20 protein-coding genes are annotated in these 19,048 nt (G+C 61.0%); 11 read left to right on the forward strand and 9 right to left on the reverse strand.

All coding sequences use genetic code 11. The features are described 5' to 3' along the window. Window position 1 precedes the first annotated feature (1 nt). From ACEN93_RS00790 to ACEN93_RS00800, 3 genes are read right to left on the reverse strand one after another with little or no spacing between them, the layout of a single operon-like run. Window positions 2-397, reverse strand: a complete 396-nt coding sequence (locus ACEN93_RS00790; RefSeq protein WP_495610876.1) for a RidA family protein — start codon at window positions 395-397, stop codon at window positions 2-4. A gap of 24 nt (window positions 398-421) precedes the next feature. Continuing rightward, entirely contained in the window at window positions 422-916 is a 495-nt protein-coding gene (locus tag ACEN93_RS00795) for a PaaI family thioesterase (protein WP_495610877.1), read from the reverse strand. A 55-nt stretch (window positions 917-971) separates the two neighbouring features. Further along, window positions 972-1,226, reverse strand: a complete 255-nt coding sequence (locus ACEN93_RS00800; RefSeq protein ID WP_085667191.1) for a FecR/PupR family sigma factor regulator — start codon at window positions 1,224-1,226, stop codon at window positions 972-974. A 224-nt stretch (window positions 1,227-1,450) separates the two neighbouring features. Here ACEN93_RS00800 and ACEN93_RS00805 point away from each other — a divergent pair, with 224 nt between their 5' ends. Then, window positions 1,451-3,361, forward strand: a complete 1,911-nt coding sequence (locus ACEN93_RS00805; protein WP_495610878.1) for a tyrosine-protein phosphatase — start codon at window positions 1,451-1,453, stop codon at window positions 3,359-3,361. Between the two features lie 29 nt (window positions 3,362-3,390). Here the strand turns inward: ACEN93_RS00805 and ACEN93_RS00810 are convergent, their stop codons facing one another. Further along, entirely contained in the window at window positions 3,391-4,359 is a 969-nt protein-coding gene (locus ACEN93_RS00810; protein ID WP_163974919.1) for a helix-turn-helix transcriptional regulator, read from the reverse strand. Window positions 4,360-4,482: 123 nt separating this feature from the next. After that, window positions 4,483-6,159 (reverse strand): MFS transporter, encoded by a 1,677-nt coding sequence (locus ACEN93_RS00815; RefSeq protein ID WP_495610879.1) that lies wholly within the window; start codon window positions 6,157-6,159, stop codon window positions 4,483-4,485. 435 nt (window positions 6,160-6,594) lie between these two features. On the opposite strand from ACEN93_RS00815, the gene ACEN93_RS00820 reads away from it, so the two are divergent. Together ACEN93_RS00820 and ACEN93_RS00825 are read left to right on the forward strand one after the other, a co-directional pair. Continuing rightward, complete coding sequence (locus ACEN93_RS00820; RefSeq protein WP_103387363.1) at window positions 6,595-6,837, forward strand: hypothetical protein; 243 nt, start codon at window positions 6,595-6,597, stop codon at window positions 6,835-6,837. Window positions 6,838-7,039: 202 nt separating this feature from the next. Beyond that, window positions 7,040-7,264: a hypothetical protein gene (locus tag ACEN93_RS00825; RefSeq protein ID WP_495610880.1), complete on the forward strand. Its 225-nt coding sequence runs from the start codon at window positions 7,040-7,042 to the stop codon at window positions 7,262-7,264. Between the two features lie 78 nt (window positions 7,265-7,342). On the opposite strand, the gene ACEN93_RS00830 is transcribed toward ACEN93_RS00825, so the two are convergent. Then, complete coding sequence (locus tag ACEN93_RS00830) at window positions 7,343-7,726, reverse strand: DUF6124 family protein (protein WP_085667187.1); 384 nt, start codon at window positions 7,724-7,726, stop codon at window positions 7,343-7,345. Between the two features lie 457 nt (window positions 7,727-8,183). On the opposite strand from ACEN93_RS00830, the gene ACEN93_RS00835 reads away from it, so the two are divergent. The 4 genes from ACEN93_RS00835 (at window position 8,184) to ACEN93_RS00850 (ending at window position 12,188) form a co-directional block, all read left to right on the forward strand. Next, window positions 8,184-8,615 (forward strand): HhH-GDP family DNA glycosylase, encoded by a 432-nt coding sequence (locus tag ACEN93_RS00835; RefSeq protein ID WP_495610881.1) that lies wholly within the window; start codon window positions 8,184-8,186, stop codon window positions 8,613-8,615. Continuing rightward, complete coding sequence (locus ACEN93_RS00840; RefSeq protein ID WP_103387255.1) at window positions 8,612-9,343, forward strand: DUF72 domain-containing protein; 732 nt, start codon at window positions 8,612-8,614, stop codon at window positions 9,341-9,343. Before ACEN93_RS00835 ends, ACEN93_RS00840 begins: the two co-directional genes overlap by 4 nt. A 101-nt stretch (window positions 9,344-9,444) precedes the next feature. Then, a complete protein-coding gene (locus ACEN93_RS00845; protein WP_039773120.1) occupies window positions 9,445-9,825 on the forward strand; it encodes a RidA family protein in 381 nt (126 codons plus the stop codon). 374 nt (window positions 9,826-10,199) lie between these two features. Beyond that, a complete protein-coding gene (locus ACEN93_RS00850) occupies window positions 10,200-12,188 on the forward strand; it encodes a peptidase U32 family protein (RefSeq protein ID WP_007955412.1) in 1,989 nt (662 codons plus the stop codon). A 60-nt stretch (window positions 12,189-12,248) separates the two neighbouring features. Here ACEN93_RS00850 and ACEN93_RS00855 read toward each other — a convergent pair whose 3' ends face one another. Next, entirely contained in the window at window positions 12,249-13,559 is a 1,311-nt protein-coding gene (locus tag ACEN93_RS00855) for an MFS transporter (RefSeq protein WP_495610882.1), read from the reverse strand. Window positions 13,560-14,049: 490 nt separating this feature from the next. Between ACEN93_RS00855 and ACEN93_RS00860 the strand changes: the two genes are divergently transcribed. Beyond that, window positions 14,050-15,075, forward strand: coding sequence for a GlxA family transcriptional regulator (locus ACEN93_RS00860; protein WP_495611532.1), 1,026 nt, complete (start codon window positions 14,050-14,052; stop codon window positions 15,073-15,075). Between the two features lie 21 nt (window positions 15,076-15,096). Here ACEN93_RS00860 and ACEN93_RS00865 read toward each other — a convergent pair whose 3' ends face one another. Both ACEN93_RS00865 and ACEN93_RS00870 read right to left on the reverse strand, forming a co-directional pair. Then, window positions 15,097-16,161 (reverse strand): alpha/beta fold hydrolase, encoded by a 1,065-nt coding sequence (locus ACEN93_RS00865; protein WP_495610883.1) that lies wholly within the window; start codon window positions 16,159-16,161, stop codon window positions 15,097-15,099. 211 nt (window positions 16,162-16,372) lie between these two features. Beyond that, window positions 16,373-16,567, reverse strand: coding sequence for a PLDc N-terminal domain-containing protein (locus ACEN93_RS00870; protein WP_039773123.1), 195 nt, complete (start codon window positions 16,565-16,567; stop codon window positions 16,373-16,375). Between the two features lie 167 nt (window positions 16,568-16,734). Between ACEN93_RS00870 and ACEN93_RS00875 the strand changes: the two genes are divergently transcribed. From ACEN93_RS00875 to ACEN93_RS00885, 3 genes are all read left to right on the forward strand, one after another. Beyond that, window positions 16,735-17,571 (forward strand): AraC family transcriptional regulator, encoded by an 837-nt coding sequence (locus ACEN93_RS00875; protein WP_414881607.1) that lies wholly within the window; start codon window positions 16,735-16,737, stop codon window positions 17,569-17,571. A gap of 51 nt (window positions 17,572-17,622) precedes the next feature. Continuing rightward, the gene (locus ACEN93_RS00880) at window positions 17,623-18,219 is read left to right on the forward strand and encodes a LysE family translocator (RefSeq protein WP_495610884.1); all 597 of its coding nucleotides are present in this window, start codon (window positions 17,623-17,625) and stop codon (window positions 18,217-18,219) included. A gap of 105 nt (window positions 18,220-18,324) precedes the next feature. Beyond that, the gene (locus tag ACEN93_RS00885; RefSeq protein WP_495610885.1) at window positions 18,325-19,020 is read left to right on the forward strand and encodes a tRNA (adenine(22)-N(1))-methyltransferase; all 696 of its coding nucleotides are present in this window, start codon (window positions 18,325-18,327) and stop codon (window positions 19,018-19,020) included. Window positions 19,021-19,048: the final 28 nt, after the last annotated feature.

Consider the following 19,048-nt stretch of genomic DNA (forward strand, 5'->3'; position numbering starts at 1 on the left):
CTCAGCTTCTGCGCACCGCCACGCATTTGATTTCCACCAGCAGCCCCGGATGGGCCAGCTCGCTGACGCCGATGCAGGTCCAGGCGCAGAAGCCTTTGGGGAATACGCGGTTTTTCACATCGCGAAACACCGGCATGTGTTGGCTCATGTCGACGTGATAGGTAGTCATCTCCACCACATCGTCGAAGCTGCAGCCACCGGCCTTCAGCACTTCGTCGAGGTTTTCCCAGGCGCGGATGAATTGCTGTTCGGGGTCTTCGATGACTTGCAAATCAGCGGTGCGGCCCACCTGGCCGGCGCAATAAAGCGTATCGCCGACCAGAACCGCCGGGGCGTATCCGGCGCGTTCGACGATGGTTTTCATGGAGTCGGGGATGATGATTTTGCGGTCGGACATCGTGTTTTCCTTCAATGACGGATTTCAGCGACCGTGCGCGGCCGCCGCCAACTGCTCGGTATCCACTCGCACAAACACCGAATCGCCCACCGCCGTCAGCAGATTCCCGGCGTAGACCTCGCAGATCACCCGGGTTTTGCGCCCGACTTCACCTTCGACTCTGGCCTTCAGTGTCAGCGGCACGCCCATCGGCGTCGGTTTGATGAACTTGATGCCGAGGTTGCCGGTGACGCAGTTGATGCGCGGCAGGCTTTCGGGTTCGCGTTGCTCGGTCCGATAGTGATAAGCCATCGCCGTCCAGTTGGAATGGCAGTCCACCAGCATGGCGATCAACCCACCGTAGACCAGTTCCGGCCAGCCGCAGTATTTGGCCTCGGGCACATGCTCGGCCATGACGTGCACGCCGTCTTCGTGCCAGAAGCTCTTGATGTGCAAACCGTGTGGGTTGCTGCTGCCGCAGCCAAAGCAGACGCCCTCGGGGGCGGCGGTGTCTTGCAGGGAAATGTCGGGGGTGGCCATGCCGGTATCATCCTTAAACTGTAAGCCGAACCCCGCGGATTCTAACCCCGAATGCTCACCGTGAGGATTGCTCCTTCGCGGCGGGCCGGGGAGGATCGGTCAGCAGTTTTTTGCGAGTCGTCGAGTGGTTCGGCAATTGCTCACTGATGTCCCAGATTTCCAGCATTTTCGCGTATTCGAAGGCGTGGCGCGGGCTTTGCTGAATCCACTGCTGGAACGCGTGGCGTTCGTCAGGTGTGCAATCGTCCTCCTGCAGGCGCAGGCACCAGTGCGCTGCCTGGTTCAGGATTTCTTCATCTGCGTCGTTCATTGACGGTTTCCACGATGGCCGGAGAGGGCATTCTACGTTCGCCCTTGCAAAAAAAACGTCAAAACGTGTCGAAGATTTACACGGTCAGTGCAGGTAAAACGGACAGAAAACGCGGCAAACGGACAGATCGCGCCGCTATTTCTGGCCCTCGCGCAATTGTCATATTCGGTCACATTTCAATGCAGATAGTGGGCAGCCCAACCTGTTTCCAGTGAGGCTGCCCCGTGTTTCAACGTCTTGTGTGTTCGCTGTCCGTGCTGAGTCTGTCCATTGCTGCCGCCCAGGCCGCCGATCTCGATACCTCGCGTCTGGCGGGCATCGACAATTTTCGGGATATCGCAGGCACCACCACCGCCTATTCCACGGCCCATGACGGCACAATGCGCGCCGGTGTGTTCTACCGCTCCAATGCCCTGACGCCGACGGCGGCGGACCTGGCGACCCTCAACGGTCTGGGGATCAAGTCGGTGTACGACCTGCGCACGCCCAGCGAAATTGCCAGCACGCCGGACACGATGCCAAGCGGTGCGACCTACCAGAACATCGACATCATCGGCAGCACCACCTCCGGCGCGAACATCACCACCGTGTCGTTCAAAAGCGCAGCCGATGCGATTGCGATGATGCAGGAGACCAACCGCGCGTTCGTCAGCGATGCCGGCATGCGTGGTCAGTTCGGTGTGCTGTTCAATGAACTGGCCGGTGTCGACGGCGCTGCGCTGTTCCATTGCACCGCCGGCAAGGACCGCACCGGCTGGACCGCTGCCGTTCTGTTGAGCATCGCCGGCGTGGATAACGCCACGATCATGAGCAATTACCTGGCGACCAACGACTACACCGCCGAACGGGTCGCCAAGACCCTGGCGATGATGCCGCCGAGCATGGCCGCGATCTACGCGCCGCTGCTGGGTGTCGAGGCGAGTTATCTGCAAGCGGGCCTCGATCAGGTGGCCGCGCAGTACGGCAGCATGGACAACTACCTCAAGCAGGGGCTGGGTCTGTCCCAGGAAACCATCTATGTGCTGCGCGGCAAAATGGTCGAGTACAACAGCCTGCCGGGTCAGGCCGGGCTTATCGGCAACGCTGCCGCCGGTGCGCAACTGTTGCGGGAGTTGCAGAACAGTAAACTCTCGGGCACCTACAGCGCCTACAACTACTACCTGCAATCGGCCATCGACGCCGGCACCCTCGGCGGTGTCGAGTCCACGGTCGGCGGTCAGGTGCACGCCGATGCTGCGAGTTACCTGCTGCGTCAGAACGCAATGATCGAGCAGGCCGCCGCGCCGTTCGCCAGCGGCACCGACCTCAAGGTCGGCCAGTACCGGTTGTGGAGCACCGCGCTCGCCGGTTACCTGGGCACCGACGGTTCGGCCCATGCGCAAAGCAGCAACGAACACAGTCAGGGCCTGATGGTTGGCGTCACTCAGCGCTTCTCCGAACAATTCAGCGCTCGCGGCGGCATCGGTTACAGCAAAGGCTCGGTGGGCGGCGCAGGTGGGGAGGCTGACACCGATTTCACCTTCCTCGACCTTGGTGCCCGTTATGGTTTCACCAGTCTGGAACGTGGCCTGTTTGTCGATGCCAACATCAGCGCCGGTTATGTCGACTACGACAGCAAACGCGACCTCGGCGGCGGCCTCGGCTCGGCGAAGGGCGACACCCACGGTAATCTCAGCGGCGCGACGCTGGCGCTGGGTTATCGCATGCCGCTGAACACTGTGATTCTGGAGCCGAGCCTCGGCGTGCGGGTCAGCCGTCTGGACCTGTCGGGCTTTCAGGAGAAGGGCAGCGAATTGGCCCTTAATGTCGATGACATTCAGGAAACCCGCCGCAGCGCCGTGGCCAATCTCGACGTCTCGTTCGCCCCGATGTCGATGGGCGCGTGGCAACTGGTGCCGGGCGTGCGGGTCGGTTACGAGCATGTGCTGGGCGATCATCAGGTCGACAGCGAAGGGCACCTGCTGGGGCTGGATATCGAGCAGCGCGCGGCGTTCGACAATCGCGATCAGTTCAGCGGCGGCGTCAACCTGATGGCCAACCTCGGTGCCCTGAGTCTGGGTGCAGAAGTCGGTGCCAGCGGTGGCGGCGACAGCCACGGTTTCAGCGGCGCGCTCAAGGCCAGTTATCAGTTCTGATCAACTGAAGGTGAAGAAAAAGGATTGCCTCAGCGCAATCCTTTTCGCACCTCGGCCGGGCTCACGCCGTAGGCATTCTGGAAATACTGGCTGAACCGGCCGACATTGCTGAAGCCCAATCGCAGCGCCACCTCAGTCACCGACGGCGAAACGCCCTGACGCAACGTTTCGTAAGCGCGCTCCAGCCGCACCTGCCGCTGATACCCGACAATCGACATCCCGGCAAACCGTCGAAACCCTTCCTGCAATGCGCGCAGGCTGACGTTGGCCAGCCGCGCCAGATCCGTGCCACTGACCTGAATCTCGGGATGCGCCTGAATGTAATCGATCGCCTGCCGCACATGCCTGGGCGCAATCAATGCCTCTGGACGGCGCAAGGCCTCGCTGAAGTTGTGTGGCCAGGCCTCCAATACCGCGTCCACCAGCATCTCCCGCAGCCGTGACGGCATCAGCGAGCCAGCGTTCAACAGCAGATCGAATTCCGCACCGGTGGCCAGATCGATCAGCGCGCGAATGCCCTGAAACGCCGGGCTGTTCAGATCCACCCTCGGCTCGAAATGCAGCTTGTGCACGATCGGTTTGCCCAGCAGGGTCGACAGCCGTTCGGTGAGCGCCGCACGGCTGATCGACATGCCGTGCTGGGCATGATTGTCGATAAAACGCATCGAACGCAGGTCAGCCTTGTCGATGGCCAGCCCCACATCGCACAGCCCCACGGATTCATGGTTGAACACGATTTTGCCGGCGGTGGGAATGACGAAGGTGATTTCATCGAACGGCTCGGGGAAGGCGACGGTGAAATCGCCCCGGTAATGCATGCGCCGGAAACTCACGTCTTCGTACCGCCCGTAAACGCCGCCAATGATGATGTCTTTGGGCGGCGGTGGTGTGTCGCCATAACGGTTGCCGAACATTCGCGAGAACAGGGCGCCGAAGTCGTCACTGGCCATGTTGTCGGATCGCAGGATGAGGGTCTGGCGCGTCGGGCTTGAGTACACCGGGAGGGTCACCTTGGTGGTCGGGGCATCGGGGCGCGACGACGTTACCAAGGGAGAATGACGCCGATGTGACAACGCTCGATGCTGTGCGCGAACGTCACGCACAGCATCGAGCGAAGCGGGTCAGGTGTGATGGATGTCGCGATCCTTGGTTTCCGGCATGAAGAAGATCCCGAGAATCGCCGTCATCACCGCAATCACGATCGGGTACCACAAGCCGTAGTAGATGTCCCCGGTGGCCGCGACCATCGCAAACGCCACGGTCGGCAGGAACCCGCCGAACCAGCCGTTGCCGATGTGGTACGGCAGCGACATTGACGTGTAGCGGATGCGCGCCGGGAACAGCTCCACCAGCCATGCCGCAATCGGACCGTAAACCATAGTCACGTAGATCACCAGAACGGTCAGCAGGAGCAGCACCATCGGGTAATTGGTCTTGGCCGGATCGGCTTTTTCCGGGTAACCGGCTTCTTTCAGCGCGGCGCCGAGGCTGGCGGTGAAGGCGTCGTTACGGGTCTTGAAGTCGGCGGCCGGCAGGGTCGTGCCTTCGAAGCTTTCGATGACCTTGTCGCCGATGCGCACCTGAGCCACGGTGCCCGGTTCCGCCACCACGTTTTCGTACGGGATCGCCCGTTTCGCCAGGAGGGTTTTCGCCAGATCGCAGGAGCTGGTGAATTTGGCCTTGCCCACCGGATCGAACTGGAACGAGCACTGGTCGGGGTTGGCGATCACCTTGACCGGGTTCTTCTCCTGGGCCACGAACACGTCGGGGTTACCGTATTGGGTCAGCGCGTGGAAGATCGGGAAGTAGGTCACCGCCGCCAGAATGCACCCGGCCATGATGATGCCCTTGCGCCCGATGCGGTCGGACAGGCTGCCGAAAATCACGAAGAACGGCGTACCGATCAGCAGCGAACCGGCGATCAGCAGGTTCGCGGTCTGCGGGTCGATCTTCAGGGTTTGCAGCAGGAAAAACAGCGCGTAGAACTGCCCGGTGTACCAGACCACCGCTTGCCCGGCGGTGCCGCCGAGCAGGGCCATGATCACGATTTTCAGGTTGTCCCAACGGGCGAAGGATTCGGTCAGCGGGGCTTTCGACGACTTGCCTTCTTCCTTCATTTTCTTGAACACCGGCGACTCGTTCAGTTGCAGCCGGATGTACACCGAGACCGCCAGCAGAAGGATCGACAGCAGAAACGGAATCCGCCAGCCCCAGGCCTCGAATGCCTCGGTGCCCAGCGCGGTGCGGCAGGCGAGGATCACCAGCAACGACATAAACAGGCCCAGGGTCGCGGTGGTCTGAATCCAGGAAGTGAAATAACCGCGTTTGCCCTTCGGCGCATGCTCGGCCACATAGGTTGCCGCGCCGCCGTACTCGCCGCCCAACGCCAGACCTTGCAGCAAGCGCAGGGTAATCAGAATGATCGGCGCCGCCACCCCGATGGTCGCGTAACCGGGCAGGAACCCCACAATCGCCGTCGACACACCCATGATCACAATGGTGATCAGAAACGTGTGCTTGCGCCCGATCATGTCGCCCAGTCGCCCAAACACAATCGCCCCGAACGGCCGCACCGCAAAGCCTGCGGCGAAGGCGAGCAGGGCGAAGATGAACGCCGTGGTCTCGTTCACCCCGGCAAAGAAGTGCTTGGCGATGATCGCCGCCAGAGAGCCGTAGAGGTAAAAGTCGTACCACTCGAACACCGTGCCAAGGGACGACGCAAAAATGACCTTGCGCTCCTCCCGGCTGACGCTGTGGTGCGGGGCACTGCCTGTGGACATGCTGTCGAGTACTGCCATGGGTGTTCTCCGTCGTGCTTGTTTTTGTAGGCCGGAGCACTTCATCAACGTCGCGTACCCAAGGCCTGTGGCGGATGCCGGTTCAGGTATTTCGTGGAGCGTGCACAGAATCACCGCCCCGCGCGGGAGGGCGGGGTTTCATTGAGCATAATTGGGATTGGGGGGATATCCAGTGTCGGCGGATGTGTGCAGTGACGGAGAGGGTTTGGCTGGCTTGGGGAGAGAATGAATTAAATGAGTCCGCGTCCTCTGTTCCTTATCGTTATTCAGAATTTAGTTTGTTCTGAATAAGTATTAAAAACTGTCATTTCTATCAGGTGTCGTTGTTGCTGTTTGTGTTGATACTTTGTCTGGTGGGCTGGAAAATAAATCTGTCCCTTTTTATTCAGTCCCTTTTTATTCTTTGAATTCATTGGAAAAAAAGAGGTTTTTGATATGCGTACGGAGTCTGCGGATATTCTGGTTATAAACTTAATTAACTTGTTGGGGAAGGTTCAATTTGATGATTCTGCTAGACGGAAAGATCTTGGTAAACCTCCGCGAGGGATAGTAACAAATTGGGATGAATTTGAAGGTGGATTTGTTGATTATGCAATAGTTGAGAAGCTGCAAGATATGGGTATGGAGAGGCTGTGTTATGTGGCGTTGGATTTCGAGCAGGACATGGGTTACAGCTGAGGAGTCTCCCTCATTTGAAAAACCAACGCTGGATTTGTAGCGACTTTCCCACAGCGTGCCAGTCCGCACCTCAACCTTGTTAAATCAAAAGAAATCAAAAGGGGACAGATTTGAATGGCATGTTTGTGTTGATACTTTTGGCGGGTTGAGTCGGGGAATAATCTATCCCCTTTTTATTTATTTGTTGAATGGAGTTTTTAACATGGCTGAAGTGCTTAGTTTTAAATATTTAAATGTTCCTTTGGGCGTTTCGACGGAGCAGGTCGCCGAGAGGGCTCGGCGACGTTTTGGCGTGTCTACATTAGACGTAGTTAGGAACGGCGGAGAAGGAAAAGTTGAGGTTCGCTATATTCCTGCGACAAGCAGGATGCAGAAGGACGTTTCGCTTCTCACTCCTTTATCTACACTTGAGTGGGAGAATAATTAATAAGTCAAAAGGGGCAGATTTATTTAATCGTCCCCTTTTGATTTGTGTGGTAGCGAAGATAAGTTTCGGCGGTGCGGTTTACTCCGTCGGCACGACATTATCCAACACCTGATTCACCGCCAATTCCGCCAGCATCACGATCTGTGCGATGCCTTGTGCGGTTTTGCGGTGGGGGCCTTCGAGGGCGTCGACGAGGTTGTTGAGCATGACGTTGGCCGAGCCCAGGGTTTCGCAGGCGTCGGCGAGCAGGGATTCGGTGTTGCTGGCCGGGTTGGCCTGGTAGAGGCGGTTGGGAACGTAGGGCGTGGCCATGATGTAGGGGGCGGGCGGGCCGAGGTAGTAGTTGAGGGCGCGTTCGGCGGCTTCGTTGAATTTTTTGGAGTCAGGGCATTCGTAGGGGGATGTTGGATTGGTGATGCTGGCCGGGTCGGTGACCGGGGGATTCGGAGTTATTTTGAACATTGGCTCTAACCTCTCTAAGGAGTGAGGCTGCAACCATCTCGCTGCTAAACGAATTAGGGTGGCAGCTGCGCGCAGGTTAGCAGACCGATGAGCCAAGCAATCGGCGCACCCGAAGGTGCCCTGCGCACAGCCACCATCAAGCTCAGAAATACCTGAATTGATAGAGACTTGTACGGCTTGACTCGACGGGCTGCTAAACCCGATCACTGCAAATCAGTGACCCGATCCAAGTTACCGGCCGACCCCAAGGCGCACAAGCCGGCGGATTCTGGCGTAGCGGTAGGCTCTGGCGCAAGGATTTGTAGGCATTCGGAAGCATTCCGACATGTCTTTAAACGGCGTGATTCAAACCTGTTTATCAATCATCGCCCGACGAGGAGAAACCTGACGCGTTAAGCCTCAAAACCATTCGTCGCCAGCCCCGCACTCATCACGCCGCCCCTCGCTCAAAAACTGCATGACCAAAACCATCAACGCCGAAGACTTGCACATCGACCTGCATCCGCTGAACGAATCAGCGCTGTTCAAATGGCTGCTCGCCAGTTTCCTGATGGGCAAACGAATCCAGGCCGAAATTGCCGCCGAAGCCTATCGAGTGATCGTTGAACGACACCAGCGGGATACGCCGCGCAAACTCGGCCATTGCACCCATCGCGAACTGGTGCGGATGCTCGGCCAGGCGCATTACGTGCGCTACGACGAAACCACCGCCGAGCGCTTGCTGGCCCTGGTCGCCAGACTGAATGGCGAATATGCCGGGCGGGTAATGAACATGGTCGAGGCGAGCGCCGACCGCCAGGACTTCGAAAAGCGTTTGCAAGCCTTCGAAGGGATCGGCCCGAAAACCGTGGAAATCTTCATGCGTGAAGCGGGCAAGGTGCTGTTTTGAATGTGCCGTCGATCTTCATCGGTTGCGCCGGCTGGAGCCTGCCCCGGCAGCACTGGACGGCCTTTCCGGAGCAGGGCACTCATCTGCAACGTTATGCCGCGCTGCTCAATGGCGTGGAAATCAACAGCTCCTTCTACCGTCCGCACCAACGCCAAACCTACGCCCGTTGGGCCGAGTCGGTGCCGGACGGATTTCGCTTCTGCGTGAAGATGCCGAAGTCGATCAGCCATGAGCGGCGTCTGTGGGACTGCGAACATGAGCTCGACGCCTTTCTCGAGCAGTGCTCGGGACTGGGTGATCGCCTGGGTTGCCTGCTGCTGCAGTTGCCACCGTCGCTGGTGTTTGACGAAGCGGTTGCCGAGGCGTTTTTTATCGGCTTGCGCCAGCGCTATTCCGGGGCCGTGGTGCTGGAGCCGCGCCACGAATCCTGGGCCGCCGCCGAACTGCTGTTGATGGCGTATCGCATCGCGCAAGCGGTGGTCGATCCCTCGCGAATCAGCACCGACACGGCTCCGTGCGGCTGGCCGGGCGTGCGCTACTGGCGGCTGCACGGTTCGCCACGGATTTATCACAGCGCCTATGATTCGGCGTATCTGGAAAGGCTCGCCGGCGATTTGCAGGTGGCGGCTGTCGATGGCATCGACACCTGGTGCATTTTCGATAACACCGCCAGCGGCGCGGCACTCGGCAATGCGCTGGAACTGCGGCGGATACTGGCGCAGGGCTGACACACCGCGTCGGGACTTCCCACCGGCGACCGGGTCTGTAAACTGGCCGCCCGAAACGGCGCGCGATGGCGCCGTCCTCACTGTCAGCGAAGGACTTTCCCATGGCCAACCAAGACATCACCTACACCCCGGACCCGGATGCAGACTCGATCTCTTCGGACGTGACCGAATTCAACGGCATCCTGATGTCGACCCAGATTCCGACCCGTTCCGACGGCAGCCTGGAACTGGGCGACGTCACCGCGCAGAGCGAATGCACGTTGCAGGCGCTGAAAGTGGCGCTGGAAAAGGCCGGCAGCTCGATGGATCGCGTGCTGCACCTGACCATCTACCTGACCGACATGGCTGATCGCGCTGCGTTCAACGAGGTGTACAAGCGCTACTTCGCCAAGCCATGGCCGGTGCGCGCGGCGGTTGGCGTGGCGGCGCTGGCGGTTGAGGGGATGAAGGTGGAAGTGACTGCGATGGCTGCCAAGGCTTGACCCCGTAATGATCGTTCCCACGTCGAGGCGTCGAACCGTCCGCGTGGGAATGCCTCAAGGGACGCTCCGCGTTCCAGCTCTGGAAGGGATGCGGAGCGTCCCGGGCTGCATTCCCACGCAGAGCGTGGGAACGATCTGTGACGCCGGGCGTGGGAATGCCTCAACGGACGCTCCGCGTTCGGCTCTGGAAGGGACGCGGAGCGTCCCGGGACTGCATTCCCACGCAGAGCGTGGGAACGATCAGTGACGGACCGCGTGGGAGCGATCTGATCGTGACGGGTTGAAAACAGCCACCCGGCAGCACAGGCGTGCCGGCCACGCGTTTCGCGGCTACAATGCGCGCCTCAACCGTGACAGCCTGACTAAAAAAACATATGTCCTTGCCCAAACATCACCTGGAACTGCTCAGCCCCGCCCGTGACGTGGCCATCGCCCGCGAGGCCATCCTGCATGGCGCCGACGCGGTGTACATCGGCGGCCCGAGCTTCGGTGCGCGCCACAACGCGTGCAACGAGGTGAGCGAAATCGCCGAACTGGTGGAATTTGCCCGTCGCTATCACGCGCGCATCTTCACCACCATCAACACCATCCTGCACGACAACGAACTGGAACCGGCGCGCAAGCTGATCCATCAGTTGTACGACGCCGGCGTCGATGCGCTGATCGTCCAGGACCTGGGCGTGATGGAGCTGGACATTCCACCCATCGAGCTGCACGCCAGCACCCAGACCGACATCCGCACCCTTGAGCGGGCCAAGTTCCTCGATCAGGCCGGTTTCTCGCAACTGGTACTGGCCCGTGAACTGAACCTCAAGGAAATCCGCGCAATCGCCGATGAAACCGATGCCGCCATCGAGTTCTTCATCCACGGCGCGTTGTGCGTGGCGTTTTCCGGTCAGTGCAACATTTCCCACGCGCAGACCGGGCGCAGTGCCAACCGGGGCGACTGCTCCCAGGCCTGCCGTCTGCCGTACACCCTCAAAGACGAAAAGGGTGGCGTGATCGCCTACGAAAAACACCTGCTGTCGATGAAGGACAACAACCAGAGCGCCAACATCCGCGCGCTGGTCGAGGCCGGTGTGCGTTCGTTCAAGATCGAAGGTCGCTACAAGGACATGGGCTATGTGAAGAACATCACCGCCTATTACCGCCAGCGCCTCGACGACGTGCTCAACGACCGCCCGGACCTGGCGCGCGCTTCCAGCGGCCGCACCGCGCATTTCTTCATGCCGGACCCGGAAAAGACCTTCCACCGTGGCAGCACCGACTACTTCGTCAGCGAGCGCAAGATCGACATCGGCGCGTTCGATTCGCCGACCTTCACCGGTCTGGCGGTGGGCACGGTCGAGAAAGTCGGCAAGCGTGACATGCAGGTCATCACCCACGAGCCGCTGTCGAACGGCGACGGCCTCAACGTGCTGGTCAAGCGCGAAGTGGTGGGGTTCCGCGCCAATATCGCCGAAGCCAAGGGCGAGTTCGAGGAAGAAGGCGAGAAGCGCTACCGCTACCGCGTCGAGCCGAACGAAATGCCGGAAGGCCTGTACAAGCTGCGCCCGAACCACCCGCTGAACCGCAACCTCGACCACAACTGGCAGCAGGCCTTGCTCAAGACTTCTGCCGAGCGTCGGATCGGCGTGAGCTGGCTGGCGAAGCTGCGTGAAGAGCGTCTGGAACTGACCGTGACCAGCGAAGAGGGCATCAGCGCCAGCGTCGCGCTGGAAGGCCCGTTCGGCGTCGCCAACAAACCGGAACAGGCGCTGGACACCTTGCATGACCTGCTCGGCCAGCTCGGCACCACCGAGTACCACGCGACCTCGATCAAACTGGATGCGCCGCAAGCGTTCTTCATCCCGAACTCGCAGCTCAAGTCGTTGCGCCGTGAAGTGATCGAAGCGCTGACCGCCGCCCGCGTTGCCGCCCACCCGCGCGGTTCGCGCAAGGCCGAGACCACGCCACCGCCGGTGTATCCGGAGGCGCATCTGTCGTTCCTGGCCAACGTCTACAACCAGAAGGCTCGCGACTTCTACCACCGTCACGGCGTGAAGCTGATCGACGCCGCGTACGAGGCTCACGAAGAGGCGGGCGAAGTGCCGGTGATGATCACCAAGCACTGCCTGCGGTTCTCCTTCAACCTGTGCCCGAAACAGGCCAAAGGCGTGACCGGTGTGAAAACCAAGGTCGCGCCGATGCAGCTGATTCACGGCGATGAAGTGCTGACCCTGAAGTTCGACTGCAAGCCGTGCGAGATGCACGTGATCGGCAAGATGAAGGGCCACATCCTGAATCTGCCGCAGCCGGGCAGTGTGGTGGGGCATATCAGCCCTGAAGACCTGATGAAGACCATTCCTCGGGCTCCACACTGATTAGCAGGCAATAAAAAACCGGTGACGAAAGTCACCGGTTTTTTTATGCCCGGCAGAAACTCAACTGGCTTCGTAGCGCGATCCTGTCTGCGGCGCCGCTTCGCCGCTCAACGCATCGACCATCGGCGGATGGTCCTGCGCGGCCTGACGCAGATCCTCGGTCACTCGCAGCTCGGCGCCGGTTGGCGAGAACGTTGCTGCCGCCGCAAACGGCGCCGGATTGGCCGGCACCGGGCGCTTGCCACGACGCCAGAAGAAGAACGTCACCATGGCCAGGTTGACCAGCGCGAAGGCCCAGAACAGGCCAGTTTCGCCATGGGCGTTCATCGCCGGCGAGATCAGCAGCGGGCTCATCGCCGAGCCCAGCGAATTAATCAGCAACATGCCCTGAATCATCGGCACCAGGGTTTCAACCGGTGCACGGTCGGCAGCGTGGCTGACGGCCACCGGGTACAGCGCGAACACGCCGCCGCCCAGCAGGAACAGCATCGCCGCGAGCATGACCGAGGACAGCGGCACCAGCACAATCACCAGGGAAAGCACGGTGCACGCGGCGCACAGCACGGTCAGCACTTGCAGGCGATCCTTGCGATCGGACCAGCGCCCGACCGGGTATTGCAAGAGCATCGCGCCGAGGATCGTCCAGGCCATCATGCTGCCGACTTCGCCGACGTTCAGGCCGATGCGTTGCAGGTACAGCGGCAGCAGGGTGTAGATTGCCGCGATGGTCACGCCGGAGCCGAAGCAGCCGACCAGCCCGGTGGGCGATACGCCGAGCAGCGCCCGTGGCTTGAGCGGTTCGACCTGTTCCAGCAGCGGCGAAACCCGCGGCAGGATCACGATCGGCAGCACCGACAAGGTCGCGAGCATGCCGGCGACCATGAACGGCGCCGTGTCGCCCAGCCCGGTGATTTTCCCCAAAAACGCCTGACCCAGCACGCCGGCGCCGTAGAGAACGATCATGTACAACGCGAGCAGACGGCCGCGAATCTTCGCGTCACCGGCCAGCAGCAGCCAGCTCTCGATCACCAGAAACACACCGACCGTGGCCCAGCCGTTGATCAGTCGCAGCACGACCCAGCCCCAGGTGTCATAAAACAACCCTTGCAGCAGGATGGTCGCGGCGATCAGCGAGGCGAAGCTGCTGTAGGCGCGGATGTGGCCGATGCGCAGGATCAACCGGTCGTTGAAGATCGCGCCCAGCGTCAGGCCGATGAAATAGGCCGAGGACACGATGCCGATCATCGTCGCCGATTCGCCGGCCGCGCCCAGACGCAGGGTGGTCAAAGAAGACAGAAAGCCGTTGCCCAGGGCAACAATGAACAGCCCGAGCAGGGGCGCCAGCGCCATGGCCAGCAAACGCGGTGTCATAAAAACCTCAAGTGATCGAACAGCGGAACGTGCGCCTCTGCGCATGCGAGTGCCAAGCCGAAGTGTGTTGAAGACAAACGACCGCCGAACGGGCAGGGCGATTGAGCCTGGCGCGCTTCGTGAAAGTGGCCGGCTGTTCAAACCTGAGGGTTGTCATGGCTGCGGGCAGGCGCCGTTCGGGCGACTGCAAGAGGAGGCGCGATTTTAAGCCTTGTGTGGCGTTTGCCAAGGTGCCGGGCCTGCGACGTTGGGACGCAGGCCGGCGGGGATTGGGTGACTGATCGTTCCCACGCTCTGCGTGGGAATGCAGCCCGGGACGCTCCGCGTCCCTCCCAACGCCGGACGCAGAGCGTCCATGGAGGCATTCCCACGCAGAGCGTGGGAACGATCAAGGTCAACGGCGTGGGAACGATTTCTGGATGGGTGCTTGCGTCGTTCGCGAGTAATTTGCTGCGGCGCCGGTTAGCATGGCGCTACAACAATGAAACCGATGGACCCCACCTTGATCGAACGACGCCAATTCAGCGGTGGCATGAAGGGCAAGAACCTTCGCTACCTGAACGAGCCCGCCAGTGGGCCGGGACGTATGACCCGCACCGGGTTCGTGCTGCTGGAGCATTTTTCCCTGCCGGCCTTCACCCAGGCGCTGGACACCCTGGTCACCGCCAATCTGCTGCGCCCCGGTCTGTTTTCCACGTGCACCTTTGGCTTGAGCGACGGTGAAGTGATCAGCGACCTGGGGCTGGTGATCCGCCCGGACGCGCGCCTGGAAACCAGCGTGTTGCAGGAACTGGATCTGCTGGTGATCTGCGGCGGTTACCGTACGGAATTGAAGGCGAGCGACGAGTTCATCAACCTGCTGAAAATGGCCGCCGAGGCTGGCGTGATACTGGCCGGGTTGTGGAACGGCGCGTGGTTCCTGGGTCGGGCAGGGGTGCTGGAAGGTTATCGCTGTGCGATTCACCCGGAGCATCGGCCGGCGCTGGCGGAAATTTCCAAGGCGACTCAGGTCAGCAGCGAACCCTATGTGATCGACCGCGACCGGTTGACCGCGTCCAGTCCCTCCGGCGCGTTCCACATGGCGCTGGACTGGATCAAGGGCCTGCACGACAAGGCGCTGGTCGAAGGCATCGAAGACATTCTGGCGTTCGAGGAATCGCGTTACCGGCGGATCAAACCGACCGAAAACCTCTGCGTCAGCGCGCCGTTGCGTGAAGTGGTGAAGCTGATGGACGCCAACCTCGAAGAACCGTTGGAGCTGGAGCAACTGGCGGTGTATGCCGGTCGCTCCCGACGTCAGCTGGAACGGCTGTTCAAGGAACAACTGGGCACCACACCGCAGCGTTATTACATGGAACTGCGCATCACTGAGGCTCGGCGCCTGTTGCAACACACCGAGCTGTCCCAAGTGGACGTGCTGGTGGCCTGCGGATTCGTTTCGCCGAGTCATTTCAGCAAGTGCTACAGCGCCTATTTCGGTTATCGGCCGTCCAAAGAAAAACGGCTCGTCAAATGACGAGCCGTTTGGCGTGCGGCTTCAGAGGTGATCGGCGTCAATGATCGCCTGAGCGAAGGCTTTCGGGTCTTCCTGCGGCAGGTTGTGACCGATGCCACCGTTGATCAGGCGGAACTGGTATTTGCCGGTGAAGCGTTTGGCGTAATCCTCGGGCGCCGGGTGCGGGGCGCCGTTGGCATCGCCTTCGAGGGTGATGGTCGGCACGCTGATCGACGGCGCAGTGGCGAGTTTCTGTTCCAGCGCATCGTACTGGCTTTCGCCCTGTACCAGACCCAGACGCCAGCGGTAGTTGAACACGGTGATCGCGACGTGATCCGGGTTCTGCAACGCCTTGGCGCTGCGGTCGAAGGTGGCGTCGTCGAAGGCCCATTTCGGTGACGCCAGTTGCCAGATCAGCTTGGCGAAATCATGGGTGTTCTTGGTGTAACCCGCCTCACCACGGTCTGTGGCGAAGTAGAACTGATACCACCATTGCAGCTCGGCCTTGGGCGGCAGCGGATTCTTGCCGGCGGCCTGATTGCCGATCAGGTAACCGCTGACCGACACCAGCGCCTTGACCCGCTCCGGCCACAGCGCCGAAACGATGTCTGCCGAACGTGCGCCCCAGTCGTAGCCGCCGAGCACAGCTTGCTTGATCTTCAGCGCATCCATGAAATCGATCACGTCACTGGCCAGCGCCGCCGGCTGACCGTTGCGCACGGTCTTGTCGGACAGGAAATGCGTGTCGCCATAACCCCGGGCGTATGGCATCAATACCCGATAACCCTTGGCCGCCAGCAGCGGCGCGACGTCGTCGTAGCTGTGAATGTCGTACGGCCAGCCGTGCAGGAGAATCACCACCGGGCCATTGGCCGGGCCGGTTTCGGCGTAGGCCACGTCCAGCAGGCCAGCCTTCACGTGTTTCAGCGGGCCGAAGGGCAGATCGGCCTTGACGCTGGCGGCTGCGGTCTTGACCGGCTCCGGTGCTGAAGTTTGCGCTTGAGCGAAGGCGCCGAACTGCAACAGCGCGGTGGCGAGAATCGACAGGCCCAGCAGGCGGCGACGGTTTTTCCCGGTGGTGACGGTGGCGTGTGGTGCGTGCTTCATGGCAAGTCTCCTTATGATCGGCGAGGGCCGGGTTCTGGCTGAACCCTTCGAATCTGGAGCCCATTAAAGACTGGCCACGTATCTGCGCTGTTTCCGTTTTCATCAGCTGATGCGCGGGCATGTATCCGGGAGGCGTTCGTACACACTGCGATACAAACCAGCGGCCAACAAAAAGCCCCGAATGTTCGGGGCTCCTGCTTGCCTTGGGTTTTCAGGCCTGAGTAACCTGCTTTGGCCCGGCCAGCGCCCAGGCGATCAGCCCGAACAGTGGAACAAAAACGATCAATACGATCCAGACGCCTTTGTTGCTGGCTTTCCCCTCACTCTTGCGCACCCGGTTGATCGCCCACAATTCGATGAGCAAAAGCACGACGGCCAGTACGATCCACGTGGTTTCAATTTGCATGAGCTACCTCCTGATGGTCTTTGGCTTAGGCGGGCCGTGAAACTCAGGGTTCATTAAATTTGCTGGATGGCCTGCCTGGCTCACGTGCACAAATGTTCTAAACCCATCGGCAAAGTCGCGGTAACGTAGACGTCCTTGACGAACAACCACTGCCTTCGGAGCCTTGCGTGGACAAACGCAACTGGATCGACTTGTCTCAGGATGCCGACACCGGGATCGAGTCGATTCGTGCCCATTTTCAGGGGCATGCCTACGATCCGCACTGGCATGACAGCTTTCTGGTGGGCGTCACCGAGCAGGGCGTGCAGCAGTTCCATTGCCGGCGCGTGCGCCATCTGAGTACGCCGGGCAAGATTTTCATGCTGGAACCGGGTGAGATCCACGACGGGCATGCGCCGACGGAGGAGGGTTTCACCTATTCCATGCTTTACCTCGACCCGCACTGGCTGGAGCGTGAATTGCGCGTGCTGTTCGAGCATGCTCCGGACAACAGCCAGCTCGGGTTCACCGATACCCTGAGCCAGGATTCGCGCCTGTCCACGGCCATCAATCAGGCCTTCAACGCCTTGCATCAAGGCGACTTGCGCATCGTGCGCCAGACCGCCATCGACACCTTGCTCGGTTCGCTGACGTCCCACCTCGACTGGCGCAAGCGCCAGCCGTTCGATCCGCGCCTGCCACGGGTGGCCCAGGTGGCGCGGGACTATCTGCATGCGCATGCCTTCGAAGACATCGGGCTGGACGACCTGGCCCAGGCCTGCGGGGTCGATCGCTTTCGTCTGACCCGAGCGTTCAAGGCCGCTTTCGGGCTGGCGCCACATGCCTATCTGATCCAGCTGCGGCTGGCCCGCGCCCGGCAATTGCTGGCGCGCGGCGAAACACCCGCCACCGTCGCCAGCGCCCTCGGTTTCGCCGATCAAAGCCATCTCGGGCGCTGGTTCCGCCGTGCCTATCACCTGACGCCGGCGGACTACCGCAAGCGCTGCTCAAACCTTCCAGACTGAACCCCGCGCAACCGCGACCATGGCCTCCTGTTTTGATTCGGGAGTCCTGTCATGGAATCGTTGCTGCCCTTTCTGCTGTTTTCCTTCGTCGCCTCGATCACCCCGGGGCCGACCAATATTCTGGTGATGAGCCACAGCTCGCGGCGCGGTCTGACGGCCACCGTGCCGATCATCTTCGGTGCGTGTGTGTCGGCGGCGCTGGTGGTGTTGGTGGTCGGACTCGGCGTGGGGGAAACCTTGCTGCGCTATCCCCGTGTCCAGCAGGCGATGGCCTGGGCCGGGGTGTTGTGGCTGAGCTGGCTGGCGTGGCAGATCTTTCGCAGCACGCCGCCGTCGCTGGACTCGGCGACAGCGGCTGATGACGGCTTCAACGTGTTCGGCGCCGCCGGCCTGCAATTGATCAACCCCAAGGTGTGGATGATGGCCGTGGCGGTGGTGAGTGTGTTTGGCGGCAACGGCGACGACAGCGCGCGGATGCTGCTGTTGTCGACGGTTTTTCTAATGGTCTGCCTGCCATGCATGACGGCGTGGGCGCTGTTGGGCGTGGGCAGTGCGCGTTTTTTTGGCTCGCCACGAGCGTTTCGGCGAATGAATGCCGGGCTGGCGGTTTTGTTGTTGCTGTCGGCTTGGTTGGCGGTGTTGGTCTAGGCATCGCGGTTGGTCACATAAATTTGAAATGCCCGCCGTTGCCCCCCAGAATCGCGCCCCGATCCGGCCACTGGTGCCGGGCGTTCAGAGTGAAAGGGGTTGCGGTTGAACGAACAGACATTGTCCCTGCGCCTGGAGCGTGTGGCGGCGCATGTGCCCGCCGGTGCGCGGCTGGCCGATATCGGCTCGGATCACGGTTACCTGCCAGTGGCCCTGATGCGCCGTGGCGCGATCGCGGCGGCGGTGGCGGGTGAGATGGCCGAGACGCCGTTCCGTTCGGCGCAACGCACCGTGCGCGACAACGATCTTGAGCAGCAGATCACCGTACGTCTGGCCAATGGTTTGATGGCCGTCGAACCGGAAGACGGGATCACGGCAATTACCGTGTGTGGCATGGGCGGCGAAACCATCCGCGACATTCTCGAAGCCGGCAAGGCGCGCCTCAGCGGCCGCGAACGTCTGATCCTGCAACCCAACGGCGGCGAGCAACCGCTGCGCCAATGGCTGATGGACAACGACTACCGAATCCTCTGTGAGGAAATCCTTCGGGAGAACCGCTTCGACTACGAAATCATCGTGGCCGAGCGGGGCGGGCCGGTTTCCTATACCGCCGAGGAACTGTATTTCGGGCCGCTGCAGTTGCAGGCGCGCAGTCCGGCGTTTGTCAGTAAGTGGCAGCACCGGCTGCGGCACAAGCAGCAGACGCTGGCTCACTTCGGACGGGCTCGGCATGCCGTTTGTGAACACAAGGTGCAGGAGCTGACGCAGCAGGTGCGGTGGATTACTGACGTGCTGGGGTGAAGCAGGCCCAACGCTGATATCATCCAAC

Source organism: Pseudomonas sp. Pseusp21 (assembly GCF_059492145.1).

Excerpts from the sequence above, each read along its gene's own strand:
- ACEN93_RS00790 (WP_495610876.1), bottom strand. The coding sequence starts at position 397 with ATGTCCGACCGCAAAATCATCATCCCCGACTCCATGAAAACCATCGTC.
- ACEN93_RS00795 (WP_495610877.1), bottom strand. The coding sequence starts at position 916 with ATGGCCACCCCCGACATTTCCCTGCAAGACACCGCCGCCCCCGAGGGC.
- ACEN93_RS00800 (WP_085667191.1), bottom strand. The coding sequence starts at position 1,226 with ATGAACGACGCAGATGAAGAAATCCTGAACCAGGCAGCGCACTGGTGC.
- ACEN93_RS00815 (WP_495610879.1), bottom strand. The coding sequence starts at position 6,159 with ATGGCAGTACTCGACAGCATGTCCACAGGCAGTGCCCCGCACCACAGC.
- ACEN93_RS00820 (WP_103387363.1), top strand. The coding sequence starts at position 6,595 with ATGCGTACGGAGTCTGCGGATATTCTGGTTATAAACTTAATTAACTTG.
- ACEN93_RS00825 (WP_495610880.1), top strand. The coding sequence starts at position 7,040 with ATGGCTGAAGTGCTTAGTTTTAAATATTTAAATGTTCCTTTGGGCGTT.
- ACEN93_RS00830 (WP_085667187.1), bottom strand. The coding sequence starts at position 7,726 with ATGTTCAAAATAACTCCGAATCCCCCGGTCACCGACCCGGCCAGCATC.
- ACEN93_RS00835 (WP_495610881.1), top strand. The coding sequence starts at position 8,184 with ATGACCAAAACCATCAACGCCGAAGACTTGCACATCGACCTGCATCCG.
- ACEN93_RS00845 (WP_039773120.1), top strand. The coding sequence starts at position 9,445 with ATGGCCAACCAAGACATCACCTACACCCCGGACCCGGATGCAGACTCG.
- ACEN93_RS00850 (WP_007955412.1), top strand. The coding sequence starts at position 10,200 with ATGTCCTTGCCCAAACATCACCTGGAACTGCTCAGCCCCGCCCGTGAC.
- ACEN93_RS00855 (WP_495610882.1), bottom strand. The coding sequence starts at position 13,559 with ATGACACCGCGTTTGCTGGCCATGGCGCTGGCGCCCCTGCTCGGGCTG.
- ACEN93_RS00860 (WP_495611532.1), top strand. The coding sequence starts at position 14,050 with ATGGACCCCACCTTGATCGAACGACGCCAATTCAGCGGTGGCATGAAG.
- ACEN93_RS00865 (WP_495610883.1), bottom strand. The coding sequence starts at position 16,161 with ATGAAGCACGCACCACACGCCACCGTCACCACCGGGAAAAACCGTCGC.
- ACEN93_RS00870 (WP_039773123.1), bottom strand. The coding sequence starts at position 16,567 with ATGCAAATTGAAACCACGTGGATCGTACTGGCCGTCGTGCTTTTGCTC.
- ACEN93_RS00880 (WP_495610884.1), top strand. The coding sequence starts at position 17,623 with ATGGAATCGTTGCTGCCCTTTCTGCTGTTTTCCTTCGTCGCCTCGATC.